Source organism: Streptomyces guryensis (assembly GCF_021261325.1).
In the GTDB taxonomy this organism is placed as follows: Bacteria; Actinomycetota; Actinomycetes; order Streptomycetales; family Streptomycetaceae; genus Streptomyces; species Streptomyces guryensis.
In genome coordinates, this window is sequence record NZ_JAJSBI010000028.1 from 66,325 (window position 1) to 79,721 (window position 13,397).

Below are 13,397 nucleotides of genomic sequence, written 5' to 3' on the forward strand. Positions count from 1 at the left end.
GAAACGGACCGCCCACGCGCGCGTGCTCTGCTCCCGAGGTGTCGTCCGGGCCTACTGAGGTGTCATCCGGCCGACCACGTCCGGGTGCTCCTTCACCCAGGCGGCGACGGCCTCCTCCTCATGGCCCTGGCCGCGCTTGTTGATCTCGGCCTCCAGGCTGCCGAGCTCGGCCTCGCTCATCCTGAAGTTCTTGATCCACTTGGTGAGCTGCGGGTACTGCTGGGGGAACTTCCCGTTGGAGATGGTGCGGATCGTGTTGCCCTGGCCGAAGAGCTTCTTGTCGTCCTTGAGCTTGGTGAGGTCGTAGCGGCTGTACGCCCAGTGCGGCGACCACAGCACCACGGCGACCGGCTCCTTCTTGGCGTAGGCGCGCTTGAGCTCGGCCAGCATCGCCGGCGTGGAGCCGTCGACGACCTTGTACTCCTTGTCGAGGCCGTAGCCGGGCAGGACCTTCGTCTTGAGGAGGTTCATCTCGCCGGTGCCCGGCTCGATCCCGATGATCTTCCCGCCGAAGGTGCCCGCCTTGCCCTTGAGGTCCTCGTAGGACTTCACGCCCTTGACGTACGAGGGGACGGCGACCTCCAGCGAGGTCGGCCGGTACCAGGTGCCGAGGTCCTTGAGTCTGTCCTTGGACTTGTCCCAGTAGTTCTTCTGCGCGTACGGCAGCCAGGCGTCGAAGTTGACGTCGAGGTCTCCGGAGGCGAGGCCGGTGTAGACCGGGCCGACGTCCATCTGCTTGAGGTTGAGCTTGTAGCCGCGCCGCTCCAGGACGTTCTTCCAGAGGTAGGTGACGGCGATGTCCTCGTCCCAGGGGAACCAGGCGACGTTCACGGGCCGCTTGGCCTCGGCGGCGGTCGTGCTCCTCTGCACGGGTGCCAGCTTGTCGACCAGACCCGGGTTCTGCTTCAGCCAGGTCCGTACGGCGTCCTGCTGCTTGCCCTTGCCCGCCTTGTTGATCCCGGCTTCCAGGCCGGTCAGCTGCTTCTCGCTCATGCGGAAGTTCTTCAGCCACTTGCCGACGACCGGGTTCTGTGCGGCGAAGCCCTTGCGGGAGACGGTGTGGATGCCGTCGCCCTTGCCCCAGGCGCCCTTGGGATCCTTCAGCTTCTTCAGGCTGTAGTCGTTGTACGCCCAGTGCGGCGACCACAGCGTGACGACGATGGGGTCCTTCTGGCTGTACGCCCGCTTCAGCTCGGCCAGCATCGCCGGGGTGGAGCTGTCGACGACCTGGTACTCCTTGTCGAGCCCGTAGTCCCCCAGCACCTTGCTCTTGAGCAGGGCCATCTCGCCGGCGCTCGACTCGATGCCGGTGATCTTCCCGCCGAAGTCCGACGCCTTGCCCTTGAGGTCGTCGAGGGAGTCGATGCCCTTCATGTACGACGGCACGCTCAGCTCCAGCGAGGTGTCGGCATACCAGGCGCCGAGGTCGTCGAGCTTGCTGCCGTACTTCTTCCAGTACTGCTCGTGGGTCGTCGGCAGCCACGCGCCCGTCATGAAGTCGACGTTTCCGGCGGCGACGGACGTGTAGAGCGGGCCCGCGTCGAACTGCTTGGCGTCCACCTGGAAGCCGCGTTCCTCCAGGATCTCCTTCCACAGGAAGGTGGAGGCGACGCCGTCGTCCCAGGGGACGTAGCCGATGGTGACCTTCTTGCCCTGGCCGACGTTCTCGGCGCCCGCGACGGGGGCGGTGCCGTCGGAGCCGCCTCCGAACATGCCCATGCCGCCCGCGACGAGGCCGAGGATCACGACGCCGATCACGGCGATCTGCGGGCGGGGCCGGTACGACCAGATCTTCAGCCCCTGGGTGGCGCGGGCCTTGGCGGCGGCGCGGCGGCCCAGCGGGGAGACCTGGGTGCCCAGGGCTCCGGTCATGCGGTCGAGGTAGATCGCGAGGATGACGATGGCGACACCGGCCTCGGAGCCGAGGCCCACGTTGAGCTGGCCGATGGCCTCGTTGACGTCGCCGCCGAGGCCGCCGGTGCCGACCATGCCGGCGATGGCGGCCATGGACAGGCCCAGCATGATGACCTGGTTCACACCGGCCATGACCGTCGGCAGCGCAAGGGGCAGCTGGACGCGCAGGAGGGTGTCGCGGGGCGAGGTGCCGAACGCCTCGGCGGCCTCGACCAGTTCCTTGTCGACCTGCCGGATGCCCAGTTCCGTCATGCGCACGCCGGGTGCGAGCGCGAAGATCAGGGTGGCGACGATGCCCGCGGAGGCGCCGGTGCCGAAGAACAGGATCGCCGGGATGAGGTAGATCATCGCGGGCAGCGTCTGCATGAAGTCCAGGACGGGCCGGACGAGCCCGCTGACCCGGTCGGAGCGCGCGGCCCAGATGCCGACGGGCACCGAGATCACCAGCGCGATGACGGTGGCGACGAGGACGAGCGCCAGGGTGATCATCGCGTCGTCCCACAGTTCGAGGGAGTCGATGAAGGCGAACCCCACGAAGGTCAGGACGGCGGCGAGGGTGCCGCGCAGCCAGAACGCGAGCACGGCGAAGATGCCCGCGAGCAGCAGGGGTTGGGGGGCCTGCAGGACGGCGTTGATGCCGTCGTAGGTGCCCGTGAAGACGGCCTTGAAGAAGTCGAAGAGCCAGGACACATGGCCCAGCAGCCAGTCGACGGTGCTGTTGACCCAGTCGCCGAGCGGAATCCTAGGCATGGGCGGCCTCCTCGTTGCCGAGGAAGGCGACCAGGCGTTGGGCCGGGACCACTCCGACGAGTTTTTCCCGCGCGTCCAGGACGGCCACGGGGTGTCCCGTCCGGGCGCTGATCGCGCAGAGCTCGGTGAACGGCGTGTCGGGTGTCGCGGCCTCGCAGTCGCTCTCGCAGCCGCAGTCGGCCTCGTCACCCCGTACGTCCGTGTCCATGACGGCGGACGCGGTCAGCACACGGGTGCGGTCGACGTCCTGGATGAAGGAGGCGACGTAGTCGTTGGCGGGCCGCAGCAGGATGTCCTCGGCCGTGCCGGTCTGGACGATGCGGCCGTCGCGCATGACGGCGATGCGGTCGCCCAGGCGCATGGCCTCGTTGAGGTCGTGGGTGATGAAGACGATCGTCTTCTTCAGGGTCTGCTGCAGCTGGAGCAGCTGGTCCTGCATGTCGCGGCGGATCAGCGGGTCCAGGGCGCTGAACGACTCGTCCATCAGCAGCAGATCGGCGTCGGTCGCGAGGGCGCGGGCGAGGCCGACGCGCTGCTGCATGCCGCCGGAGAGCTCGTCGGGCCAGGACTTCTCCCAGCCTGCCAGTCCGCACAGGGCCAGCGCCTCGCCGGCGCGCTGCTCGCGCTCGGCGCGGGGCACGCCCTGCACGGCCAGGCCGTAGGCGGCGTTCTCCAGGACGCTGCGGTGCGGGAACAGCGCGAAGTGCTGGAAGACCATGCTGATCTTCCTCGCGCGGACCGCGCGCAGTTCACGGTCGGCGAGCGCGGTCAGATCCTGGCCGTCGAAGCGGACCTGTCCGGCGGTCGGCTCCAGCAGGCCGTTGAGCATGCGCAGCAGCGTGGACTTGCCGGAGCCGGACAGGCCCATGACGACGAAGATCTGGCCCGGTTCCACGGTGAAGGAGGCGTCGACCACGGCGGCTGTGGTGCCGTCGGCGCGCAGCTCCTCCCGGTCGGCTCCCTGGCGGAGCCGCTCGACTGCGTCGTCGGGTCGTCTGCCGAACACCTTGTAGAGATGTTCGGCCTCAAGCCTGGATGACACGCTTACCTCTCGTCGCAGAAGCCATAGGCGGATAAAGCAATGGTCAAGGGCCGCGCCTGCCCGGGGCGGACCAGGACAAACGCCGAGGTGGTTCAGTTCACAACCAGTGCGTGGGATCGCCGCCGGTGCTTCACACCGTCCCTGCCCGCCCACGGGTGTGCCCGCCTGCGGGGGACTGTCAGTGGTGTACGGCATGATGCGAGGCGTGACCGGACGACTGATGCTCCTCGACACCGCCTCGCTCTACTTCCGCGCCTACTTCGGCGTGCCGGAGTCCGTGAAGGCGCCGGACGGCACCCCGGTGAACGCCGTGCGCGGCCTCCTCGAATTCATCGACCGCCTGGTCAAGGACCACCGCCCCGACCACCTGGTGGCGTGCATGGACGCCGACTGGCGCCCCCAGTGGCGGGTCGACCTCATCCCCTCCTACAAGGCGCACCGCGTCGCCGAGGAGCACGAGATGGGCCCTGACGAGGAGGAGGTGCCGGACACGCTCTCCCCGCAGGTGCCCGTGATCGAGGCGGTCCTGGACGCGCTCGGCATCGCGCGCGTGGGCGTCGAGCCGTACGAGGCGGACGACGTGATCGGCACGTTCACCGGGCGGGCGAAGGGCCCGGTCGACATCGTCACCGGCGACCGCGACCTGTACCAACTGGTCGACGACGCGCGCGGGGTGCGCGTCCTCTACCCGCTGAAGGGCGTCGGGACGCTACAGCTCACCGACGAGGCGTGGCTGCGCGAGAAGTACGGGGTGGACGGCAAGGGCTACGCGGATCTGGCGCTGCTGCGCGGCGACCCGAGCGACGGGCTGCCGGGCGTGCCTGGCATCGGCGAGAAGACGGCAGCGAAGCTGCTCGCCGAGTTCGGGGACCTGGCCGGGATCATGGCCGCGGTCGAGGACCCGAAGGCGAAGCTCACGCCGTCGCAGCGCAGGCGTCTGGACGAGTCGCGGCCTTATGTCGCCGTCGCACCGAAGGTGGTGAAGGTCGCGGACGACGTCCCGCTGCCGGAGGTCGACACCGCCCTGCCGCACGCCCCGCGCGACCCGGCGGCGCTGGACGGGTTGGCGGCCCGCTGGGGACTGGGCGGCTCGCTGCAGCGTCTGCTGACGACGCTGCGGACGTGACCGTTACGGCGACGCGCGCTCATCAAGCCCTCAGGGGAGAGGTGTTAACTGAAAGAAGATGCTAACTTAGGTAAACCTAAGCTTGGGAACAGGGAGGCCGCCATGGCAGAACGTCCGGCACGGAAGCCGCGGAAGGCCCAGTCCGCGCAGGTGGTCCGCACCGAACGGCTGACTCCGCACATGCAGCGCGTGGTACTCGGCGGCGAGGGTCTGACCGGATTCTCGGCCGACACCTGCACCGACCACTATGTGAAGCTGCTGTTCCCCCCGGCCGACGGCGTGACCTATCCCGAGCCCTTCGACGTGGAGCGCATCCGCGAGGAACTCCCGCGCGAGCAGTGGCCGGTGACCCGGACGTACACCGTGCGGGGCTGGGACCCGGTCCACCGCGAGCTGGCTCTGGACTTCGTGATCCACGGCGACGAAGGTCTGGCCGGACCGTGGGCGGCGCGCGTCCAGCCGGGCGAGACCGTGCACTTCATGGGCCCCGGCGGCGCCTACGCCCCGGACATCAGCGCCGACTGGCATCTGTTCGTCGGCGACGAGAGCGCACTGCCCGCGATCGCCCGCTCCCTGGAGTCGCTGCCCGACGGCACCACGGCACACGCGTTCGTGGAGGTCTCCGGACCCGAGGAGGAGCAGAAGATCGACTCCGACGTGGAGGTCGTCTGGCTGCACCGCGGGGACCGGCCCGTCGGCGAGGCACTGGTCGAGGCCGTACGGTCGCTGCGGTTCCCCGAGGGCCGGATGCACGCGTTCGTGCACGGCGAGGCGCACTTCGTGAAGCAGCTGCGCCAGCTGCTCCGCTGCGACCTGGCGATCCCGCGCGAGGACCTGTCGATCTCCGGCTACTGGCGGCTCGGCCACAACGAGGACGGCTGGCAGGCCTCCAAGCGGGAGTGGAACGCGCGCATCGAGGCGGAGCAGGAGAGCGCGGCGCCCGCCGCGTGAGACGTCCGAAGGGGCGGCACCTCGTAAGGTGCCGCCCCTTCGCCGTCCCGTCACGCCGAAAGTGCGCTCACACCGACCGCTGGTAGGACCGGAACGTCCGGATCGACAGCCATACCGCCGCCACCGCGAGCGCCAGCAGCGCGCCGCCGCGACTGAGCACCTCACCCCAGTCGGGGTGCTCGGACAGGGCCGAACGGCCCGCGACCATCGCCCAGTTGAGCGGGTTGAAGTCGGCGATGTGCCGCATCCAGGACGGCATCTGGGCGGGCGCCATGAACGCACTCGAAAGAAACGTCAGCGGCAGCAGCAGGAAGGTGTTGATGCCGATGAGCGACTCCCGCTCCCGCACCAGCATGCCCAGCGCGTTGGACAGCGCCCCGAAGACCGTGCCGAGCAGCACCGAGGCGAGGACCAGGATCGCGATGCCGCCGATGCCGCCCGGGTAGTCGGCACCGCCCGCCAGGGCGAGCAGCACGATGACGACCGACTGGAACGCGGTGATCAGGCCGTTGTTGACGACGTTGCCGTTCATCAGCGCGGCCCGGCTGACCGGAGTGGTGAGGAAGCGGTTGAGCGTGCCCCGCTGGATCTCCTCCAGCGTGCCCATCCCGGCCCACATGTTCGAGCTGAGCGCGCTCATCACGACCACGCCCGGCACCAGGTAGTCGAGGTACGTGGTCGTCCCGAAGCCGCCCAGCTCGACGACCTTCTTGAAGAGGTTGCCGAACAGGAACAGCCAGATCACCGGCTGGATCAGCGTGATGATCGCGTACGCAGGCTGCCGGGTGAACACCATGAGCTGACGCTGCGTCATGTACCAGGTCTGGGAGACGGCCGTGCTCATCGCGCACCTCCGGCGAGGACGAGGTTCTCGGTGGCTTCGGCGTCGGCCTCGGAGTAACGGCGGCCGGCGTAACGGAGGTAGACGTCGTCGAGGGAGGGCCGGGCGACGGTCGCGGCTGCGACCCCGACCCCGGCCCGCTCCAGGGCCCCGAGCAGTGCGGGTACGGCGGCTGCTCCGTCGTCGGCGCGAACGCTGACGCGGCGGCCGTCGACCAGGACCTCGTGCATACCGGGCAGCGAGCCGAGGACACCCCTGAGGAGCGTACGGCCGGCCTCGCCGACCGCCTCCCGCAGCTCCAAGTGGACGGCGTCGCCGCGCAGTTCACCCTTGAGCGAGTCCGGGGTACCCTCGACGACGACCCGGCCGCGGTCGACGATGGCGATGCGCTCGGCGAGCCGGTCGGCCTCCTCGAGGTAGTGCGTGGTGAGCAGGATCGTCAGCCCCTCCTCCCCCGCCAGCCGGTCGATCTCGTCCCACATCGCCGTGCGGGCCTCGGGATCCAGACCGGTGGTGGGCTCGTCGAGGAAGAGCACCTCGGGCCGGTGCACCAGACCGAGGGCGACGTCGAGCCGGCGTCGCATTCCGCCCGAGTAGCCCTTGACCGGACGCTTCGCGGCATCGGCGAGGCTGAAGCGGTCGAGCAGCTCGTCCACCCGCCCGTTCAGTGCGGCGCCCTTCAACCCGTACAGCCTGCCTTGCAGTTGGAGGTTCTCGCGGCCCGTGGCGACCGGGTCGGCGCCGGAGCTCTGGGCGACCACGCCGATCGCGCGGCGCACCCGGTCCGGGTGGCGCAGCACATCGTGCCCGGCGACGGTGGCGGTGCCCGAGTCGGGCTCGGCCAGGGTGGTGAGGATCTTGACGGTGGTGGACTTGCCGGCGCCGTTGGGCCCGAGGAGCCCGAAGACGGTGCCCGGTTCGACGGTGACGTCCATGCCGCACAAAGCGGTGACCTCACCGGCGTAGGTCTTGATCAGCTGGCGCGCCTCCACTGCGGGCGCACGGGTAGCACTCACGACTGCTCTCCTGAATGAGCGGATGACAACTGATCCGTCCGCTTGAAGAGCACCGGGCTATCCTGGGTGTGCCGCACCTCGATCGCCTGGAGCCGCTTCACGGCGGATTCAGTTCGGGGTTCGAGACCCCGGCCCAGCTGCTCCAACAGCCCGGCCGGGGTCTGTTTCGTCAGGTGAACTCCGGTGGCAGCTCCCCCGTTTCATGGAAGTGGCGCCACCCGTCGACGCCCGGCAGTGAGCCCTTCTCGATCTCCTCCAGGAAACCGCGGACCCATTCCGCCTGCGCCTCGACCATGTGCAGCTGGTACTCGGCCTCGACGAGGAAGAGCCGCGGGAGCGTCTCGGCCAGCTTCTCCAGTGCCGCGCGCCCGCTCACCACCTCCACCTCGAGGTTCTGCAGCCGCTCCGCGAGCAGCCGCACCACGTCGTCGGGGGGCAGAGCCCCGAGCAGCGACAGCGCGGTCTCGAAGATCGGGAACTCCTTGGCCGGGACCGCCAGCAGATCGGACAGCCAGTCGGCCATCTCCTCCCGCCCCGCCTCGGTGAGCCCGTAGACCGTGCGCTCGGGCCGGTTGCCCTGCCGCTCGACGTCCGCGACCTCGACGAAACCGTGCTTCTGAAGGTTCTGCACGACCGTGTAGAGCGAGCCGTACTTGATCTTCGTACTGGCGTCCTTGCCCTGACGGCGCAGCGTCTGGGCGATCTCGTACGGATGCATCGGCTTCTGCCAGAGCGTGACCATCACGGCGAGCGCCAGGGGGTTGCTGAGCTTGCGGCGCTTCATCGCCATGACCGATCACCTCGCTTACGAATATCCGTGAACGAACATATCGCGATCTACATCATGCGTCAATACACACGATGTATCGCGTTCCGGTGTGTAGAGCAAGGGCGTGAGGACTTGGGCCCGCCGTGGACACGACGGCGTGACGCAGACGAAACAGCCCGTCCCTAATTTCTGTCGCCTGACAGGAACCCCGCACCACTCTCCGCTCCCCGCGCCGAAGGCAGGTGCCGCCGTGACGACAACCACCCCCGCCGATGTACGCCCCGACCCACCGCACTCCCCCGACGACGGCTCCCTCGCGGAGTTCGGCTATCACCAGGAACTGCACCGCAGCCTGGGCCGGTACGCCTCCTTCGCGGCCGGGTTCTCCTTCATCTCCGTCCTGACGACCGTCTTCCAGTTCTTCGCCTTCGGGTACGCGTTCGGCGGCCCCGTCTTCTTCTGGGCCTGGCCGGCGGTGCTCGTCGGACAGCTGCTGGTGGCCGCGTGCTTCGCGGAGCTGGCCGCCCGGTATCCGATCTCGGGCGCCATCTACCAGTGGTCCTCGCGGCTTTCCAACCTCACCTTCGGCTGGTTCGCCGGCTGGATCATGGTGATCGGACAGATCGTGGTGGTCGCGGCGGCCGCGCTGGCGCTGCAGATGGTGCTGCCGGCGATCTGGTCGGGCTTCCAGCTCGTGGGCACCGACCCGTCGGTGACGTCCCAGGACGGCGCGGCGAACGCGGCGGTACTCGGAGTGATCCTGCTGGTGCTGACCACGCTCGTGAACATCGTGGACAACCGGGTGATGTCCCTGATCAACCGGGTCGGGGTGACCGCCGAGATCATCGGTGCGGCGCTCATCGTCGTGCTGCTGCTCACCCACTCCAAGCGCTCCCCCGGCATCACCTTCCACACCACGGGAGCCGCGAGTTCCGGCCTGTTCGGGGCACTTGCCGTGGGGTCCTTCACGGCGGCGTACGTGATGATCGGCTTCGACAGCGCGGGCGAGATGAGCGAGGAGACACACAACCCACGACGTACGGCGCCCCGCACCATCCTCACGGCACTCGGCGCCGCGGGCCTGCTCGGCGGCATGGTCATCCTCGGCGGCCTGCTCGCCGCGCCCAGCCTGACCGACGGCCGGCTCGGAGTCGACGGTCTGAGCTACGTCCTCACCAGCAGCCTCGGCGACGGCGTCGGCAAGGTGCTGCTGGCCGACGTGGTGGTGGCGATCGCGGTGGCGACCCTCGCCATCCAGACCGCGGCCTGCCGGATGCTGTTCTCGATGGCCCGCGACGGCCAACTCCCCTTCTCCCGCCGCCTCGCCCGCGTCACCCCGCGCACGGGCATGCCGACCGCCCCAGCACTGGTCGTCGGTGTCCTGGCCGCGGCCCTCCTGCTGCTCAACTTCGCTTCCCCGGACGCGTTCCTGGCCATCGGCACCACCTGCATCGTGATGCTGTACCTGGCGTACGCGATGGTCACGGGCCCACTGCTGATCCGCCGCCTGCGCGGCCAGTTCACCCCGGAGGGCACCGACGAGACGGGCGGCAGGCTCTTCTCCCTCGGCCGCTGGGGCATCCCGGTCAACACCCTCGCCCTCCTCTACGGCCTCCTCATGACGGTCAACCTGGCCTGGCCGCGGGCAGCGGTGTACGACCCGGCGGGCGGGCACTGGTACTTCCAGTGGTTCACGGTGCTGTTCCTCGCGGTGACGGTGCTGGCCGGCGGCGGGTACCGGGCGTACCGGAAGCGGGCGACCGCTCGAAGTGCCGTAACGGAAAGGGCGGTTCCGGAGGCCGTGGTCTAGGGCCCGGGTCAGTCGCCCCGCACGCGCGCGTGCAGGTGCATGTCGTGCCAGCCGTCGGCGTGCAGGAAGGCGCTGCGCTTGGTTCCCTCCAGGGTGAAGCCCGCCTTGGCGGCGACCCGGCAGGAGGCCTGGTTGGCGGTGGCGTGCAGGAGTTCGAGGCGGTGGAAGCCGATCTCCTCGAAGGCCCAGCGGGTCAGGGCGGTCGTCGCTCGTGCGGCGACGCCCTGGCCGCGGGCCGCCGCCGTGGTCCAGTACGCGACCTTGGCCACGCCCTCGGCAAGGCTGATGTCGCGCAGCGCCACCCGCCCGAGCAGCAGATCGGTGTCCGCGTCGACGACGGCCCACTGGGCGCGCCGCTCTCCCTCCCATTCCTTGCGCCACGTCTCGATCCACCCGGCGGCCTCCGCCTGCGAGTCGCTGCGCATGAGGTGCCACTGGTGCATCAGCGGGTCCTGGAACGCCGCATGGACCGCGGACACGTCTTCGGCCCGCCACGGGCGCAGAACCAGACCGTCGCCGCCGGCGATCACGGGCTGCGGAGCGCGGGAGAGGGTCTTCTCGGGCAGGACGGTGTCAGCGGTGTACGGCATGATCCGCATCCTGCCGCCGGGGCGCGGCCCGGCCAACGGGTTTTCCGGCGCCGTACCCTTGATCGTGATGAGACGCAGGCCCCGCATTCCCCCCGCCCCCCTGCCGCAACGCCACGGGGTGGATCCGGTGCGGGTGCGACTGCCTGTCGAGGGACCGTGGGCCACGGTGCGCGAGCACCTGGTCGAGCGGCTCAGCGGGGCGGGTGCCGGTGTCGTCGACGGCATGCTGGACGCCGGGAGGATCGTCGGCGCCGACGGGCGGGCCGTCGCACCGGACGCCGCATACGAACCCGGCATGTTCGTGTGGTTCCACCGGGACCTGCCCGCCGAGGTGCCGGTGCCGTTCCCGCTGGAGGTCGTGCACCGCGACGAGCACATCGTCGTCGTCGACAAGCCGCACTTCCTGGCCACCACCCCGCGCGGCAGCCACGTCACCCAGACCGCGCTCGCCCGTCTGCGCCGGGACCTGGGCCTCCCCGCGCTGGGCGCCGCCCACCGGCTGGACCGGCTCACCGCAGGGCTGGTGCTGTTCACGGTGCGGCCCGGGGAGCGGGGCGCGTACCAGTCGCTCTTCCGCGACAGGCGGGTCTTCAAGGAGTACGAGGCGGTGGCCCCGTACGAGCCCGGCCTCGCCCTCCCCCGGACCGTGCGGAGCCGGATCGTCAAGGAGCGGGGCGTGCTCGCCGCGTACGAGGTGGCCGGCGAGCCGAACGCCGTCAGCCGCGTCGAGCTGATCGAGTGCGACGCCCGCGGCCTCGGCCGGTACCGGCTGACCCCGAGCACCGGGCAGACCCATCAGCTGCGCGTCCACATGAACGCGCTGGGAGTGCCCATCCTCGGCGACCCGCTCTATCCCGTGGTGACCGGTCCCGTGCCGGCCGATGACTTCCGGCGGCCGCTCCAGCTGCTGGCCCGGGCCCTGGACTTCACCGATCCGGTCACCGGGGCGGAGCACCGGTTCCGCAGTGCGCGGACCCTGGAAGCCTGGAGCTCCTACGACGACTGGGCCGCCCGGTAGCCGCGCCTCGACGGTCACAACTGCCGCTTGTCCCCCAGCAGTTCACTTGCACAGCTATGCCCGAATCGGCCACCAACCCTTTCGGATCGAGTTCATACATGACAACATTTCAACCAAGTGCGCCCCTGGTGTGCCGTCGTACGCTCCTCCTACGCTCCTTCACGGGGACCGGCGTCGCGCGCACTCTGGGGATTACAGCGAGAAGTGGGATGTTCTTGCGGAGGCTCGGGTCATGGCACCAAGTCGCGTTGAGATCGAGGCAGTAACCCCGTACATACCGACTTGGAAGGGCTCTGCGCAGGAGGCTCTCGAGCAGCTGTCGGACGCACGCGGCGTTAAGGAACGGCCGCATCGCTCGCATCACCTCTGGTGCGGATTGAATTGCGAACACAGAGCGGAATGCGCGCTCCCACATTACCTGCGACGCGCACGCCGTGACCCCATCCAGCGGATGGCCTGTCGGCGCAGTGAGCGATACGCGTGGTGACTACACCTGTCCAGTTCCGGGCTTCCCACGCCCTGTGCTCGAGGGAGATGCTCACCTACAAGATCGTCAGCCACTCTTCGTGATGAGGACATCGCTATGCCGACGCTTGAGCTCGACGTACCGTTCGCTCTGCGGACAAACCCCCGGCTGGAAAAGGCCCTCCCCGGACATGTGCAGCGGCTGTGGAACTTCGGCCTGCCGGAGAAGGTCTACCTGGCCCAACGATGCCCCGACATCGTCGGAGGGTGGTGGCCCGAGGCGCACGGGGAAGAGCTGGACCTGGGGCTGGACTTCTTCGCCTGGCTGTTCCTGGTCGACGATGCCTTCGACGGCCTCGACGCACACGAGGCGGAGAAGCTGATCAAGACCTTCACCGCCGTCGTGGAGGGCGCCGGCGGCAACGGCGACAGCCGGGTCGACTTCTTCGCCGATGTGTGGGCCCGCCAGTGCAAGGGGATGTCGGCCCGATACTGCAGGCGCGCGGCAGACAACTGGACGAAAGTGTTCGACGCCCTCCTGACGGAGGTTGTGAACATCACGGCCGGTCACTTCCCCACGATCGAGGAGTACCGAGATATCCGGTACCGATCCGGATACATGCCCCCCATACTCGACATGACCGAGCGCCTGAGGGGTTTCGAGCTTACGCCCGAGGTATATGCCGATCCGGTATTCCGAACCCTGTACGACGCGAATGTGTGGTGTCTCAACCTGGTCGACGACCTGTTCTCGTTCGAGAAAGAGGCGGCTCAGGGAGAACCCCACAATATGGTGCTCGTCGTCGAGCGTGAGCGCGGCTGCTCGCGTTCGGAGGCGGTCGACGCGGTGGTGTCCATGCTGGGTGAGCACCTCGCCGGCTTCCTCATGGCGGAAGCCCAGTTGTCGGCCGCGCTGGAAGCCCGCGGCGTCTCTCTGACGGACCGGGCGAACACCTACGCCTTCGTCGACGACCTGCGGTCGAGCTGCGCGTCCTCGTACTACTGGTGCCGCAGCTCTCCCCGGTACACCGGGGAGATGGAGTGGCTGAGCTTCCGCGACGAGTGAGCCACGACTGCCCCGCCGACTGGAGATCCGCGGGAACGA

The 13,397-nt window shown here is 69.1% G+C and carries 11 protein-coding genes; 5 read left to right on the forward strand and 6 right to left on the reverse strand.

Translation table 11 applies throughout. From position 1 onward, the window contains the following. Positions 1-51 precede the first annotated feature (51 nt). Positions 52-2,664: an ABC transporter permease/substrate binding protein gene (locus tag LJ657_RS38515; protein ID WP_232654143.1), complete on the reverse strand. Its 2,613-nt coding sequence runs from the start codon at positions 2,662-2,664 to the stop codon at positions 52-54. Further along, on the reverse strand, positions 2,657-3,706 hold the full coding sequence (locus LJ657_RS38520) for a quaternary amine ABC transporter ATP-binding protein (protein WP_232654145.1): 1,050 nt from the start codon (positions 3,704-3,706) through the stop codon (positions 2,657-2,659). Before LJ657_RS38520 ends, LJ657_RS38515 begins: the two co-directional genes overlap by 8 nt. A gap of 196 nt (positions 3,707-3,902) precedes the next feature. Between LJ657_RS38520 and LJ657_RS38525 the strand changes: the two genes are divergently transcribed. After that, a complete protein-coding gene (locus LJ657_RS38525; protein WP_232654312.1) occupies positions 3,903-4,832 on the forward strand; it encodes a 5'-3' exonuclease in 930 nt (309 codons plus the stop codon). Positions 4,833-4,934: 102 nt separating this feature from the next. Further along, positions 4,935-5,783, forward strand: coding sequence for a siderophore-interacting protein (locus LJ657_RS38530; protein WP_232654147.1), 849 nt, complete (start codon positions 4,935-4,937; stop codon positions 5,781-5,783). A gap of 67 nt (positions 5,784-5,850) precedes the next feature. Here LJ657_RS38530 and LJ657_RS38535 read toward each other — a convergent pair whose 3' ends face one another. The 3 genes from LJ657_RS38535 to LJ657_RS38545 all read right to left on the reverse strand — a co-directional run bounded on the left by LJ657_RS38535 (position 5,851) and on the right by LJ657_RS38545 (position 8,430). Next, on the reverse strand, positions 5,851-6,627 hold the full coding sequence (locus tag LJ657_RS38535) for an ABC transporter permease (protein WP_232654150.1): 777 nt from the start codon (positions 6,625-6,627) through the stop codon (positions 5,851-5,853). Then, positions 6,624-7,640 carry an ATP-binding cassette domain-containing protein gene (locus tag LJ657_RS38540; protein ID WP_232654152.1) on the reverse strand — a complete coding sequence of 339 codons (1,017 nt, stop codon included), beginning with the start codon at positions 7,638-7,640 and terminating at the stop codon, positions 6,624-6,626. The genes LJ657_RS38535 and LJ657_RS38540 overlap by 4 nt, the downstream gene beginning before the upstream one ends. Before the next feature lie 169 nt (positions 7,641-7,809). After that, entirely contained in the window at positions 7,810-8,430 is a 621-nt protein-coding gene (locus LJ657_RS38545) for a PadR family transcriptional regulator (RefSeq protein WP_232654155.1), read from the reverse strand. A gap of 229 nt (positions 8,431-8,659) precedes the next feature. Here LJ657_RS38545 and LJ657_RS38550 point away from each other — a divergent pair, with 229 nt between their 5' ends. Beyond that, positions 8,660-10,219 (forward strand): amino acid permease, encoded by a 1,560-nt coding sequence (locus LJ657_RS38550; RefSeq protein ID WP_232654157.1) that lies wholly within the window; start codon positions 8,660-8,662, stop codon positions 10,217-10,219. An 8-nt stretch (positions 10,220-10,227) separates the two neighbouring features. Here LJ657_RS38550 and LJ657_RS38555 read toward each other — a convergent pair whose 3' ends face one another. Beyond that, a complete protein-coding gene (locus tag LJ657_RS38555; protein ID WP_232654160.1) occupies positions 10,228-10,809 on the reverse strand; it encodes a GNAT family N-acetyltransferase in 582 nt (193 codons plus the stop codon). A 67-nt stretch (positions 10,810-10,876) separates the two neighbouring features. Between LJ657_RS38555 and LJ657_RS38560 the strand changes: the two genes are divergently transcribed. Further along, entirely contained in the window at positions 10,877-11,827 is a 951-nt protein-coding gene (locus tag LJ657_RS38560) for an RluA family pseudouridine synthase (RefSeq protein WP_232654162.1), read from the forward strand. A 583-nt stretch (positions 11,828-12,410) separates the two neighbouring features. After that, entirely contained in the window at positions 12,411-13,358 is a 948-nt protein-coding gene (locus LJ657_RS38565; RefSeq protein WP_232654174.1) for a terpene synthase family protein, read from the forward strand. Positions 13,359-13,397: the final 39 nt, after the last annotated feature.

Excerpts from the sequence above, each read along its gene's own strand:
- LJ657_RS38515 (WP_232654143.1), bottom strand. The coding sequence starts at position 2,664 with ATGCCTAGGATTCCGCTCGGCGACTGGGTCAACAGCACCGTCGACTGG.
- LJ657_RS38525 (WP_232654312.1), top strand. The coding sequence starts at position 3,903 with ATGCGAGGCGTGACCGGACGACTGATGCTCCTCGACACCGCCTCGCTC.
- LJ657_RS38530 (WP_232654147.1), top strand. The coding sequence starts at position 4,935 with ATGGCAGAACGTCCGGCACGGAAGCCGCGGAAGGCCCAGTCCGCGCAG.
- LJ657_RS38535 (WP_232654150.1), bottom strand. The coding sequence starts at position 6,627 with ATGAGCACGGCCGTCTCCCAGACCTGGTACATGACGCAGCGTCAGCTC.
- LJ657_RS38545 (WP_232654155.1), bottom strand. The coding sequence starts at position 8,430 with ATGGCGATGAAGCGCCGCAAGCTCAGCAACCCCCTGGCGCTCGCCGTG.
- LJ657_RS38555 (WP_232654160.1), bottom strand. The coding sequence starts at position 10,809 with ATGCCGTACACCGCTGACACCGTCCTGCCCGAGAAGACCCTCTCCCGC.
- LJ657_RS38560 (WP_232654162.1), top strand. The coding sequence starts at position 10,877 with ATGAGACGCAGGCCCCGCATTCCCCCCGCCCCCCTGCCGCAACGCCAC.
- LJ657_RS38565 (WP_232654174.1), top strand. The coding sequence starts at position 12,411 with ATGCCGACGCTTGAGCTCGACGTACCGTTCGCTCTGCGGACAAACCCC.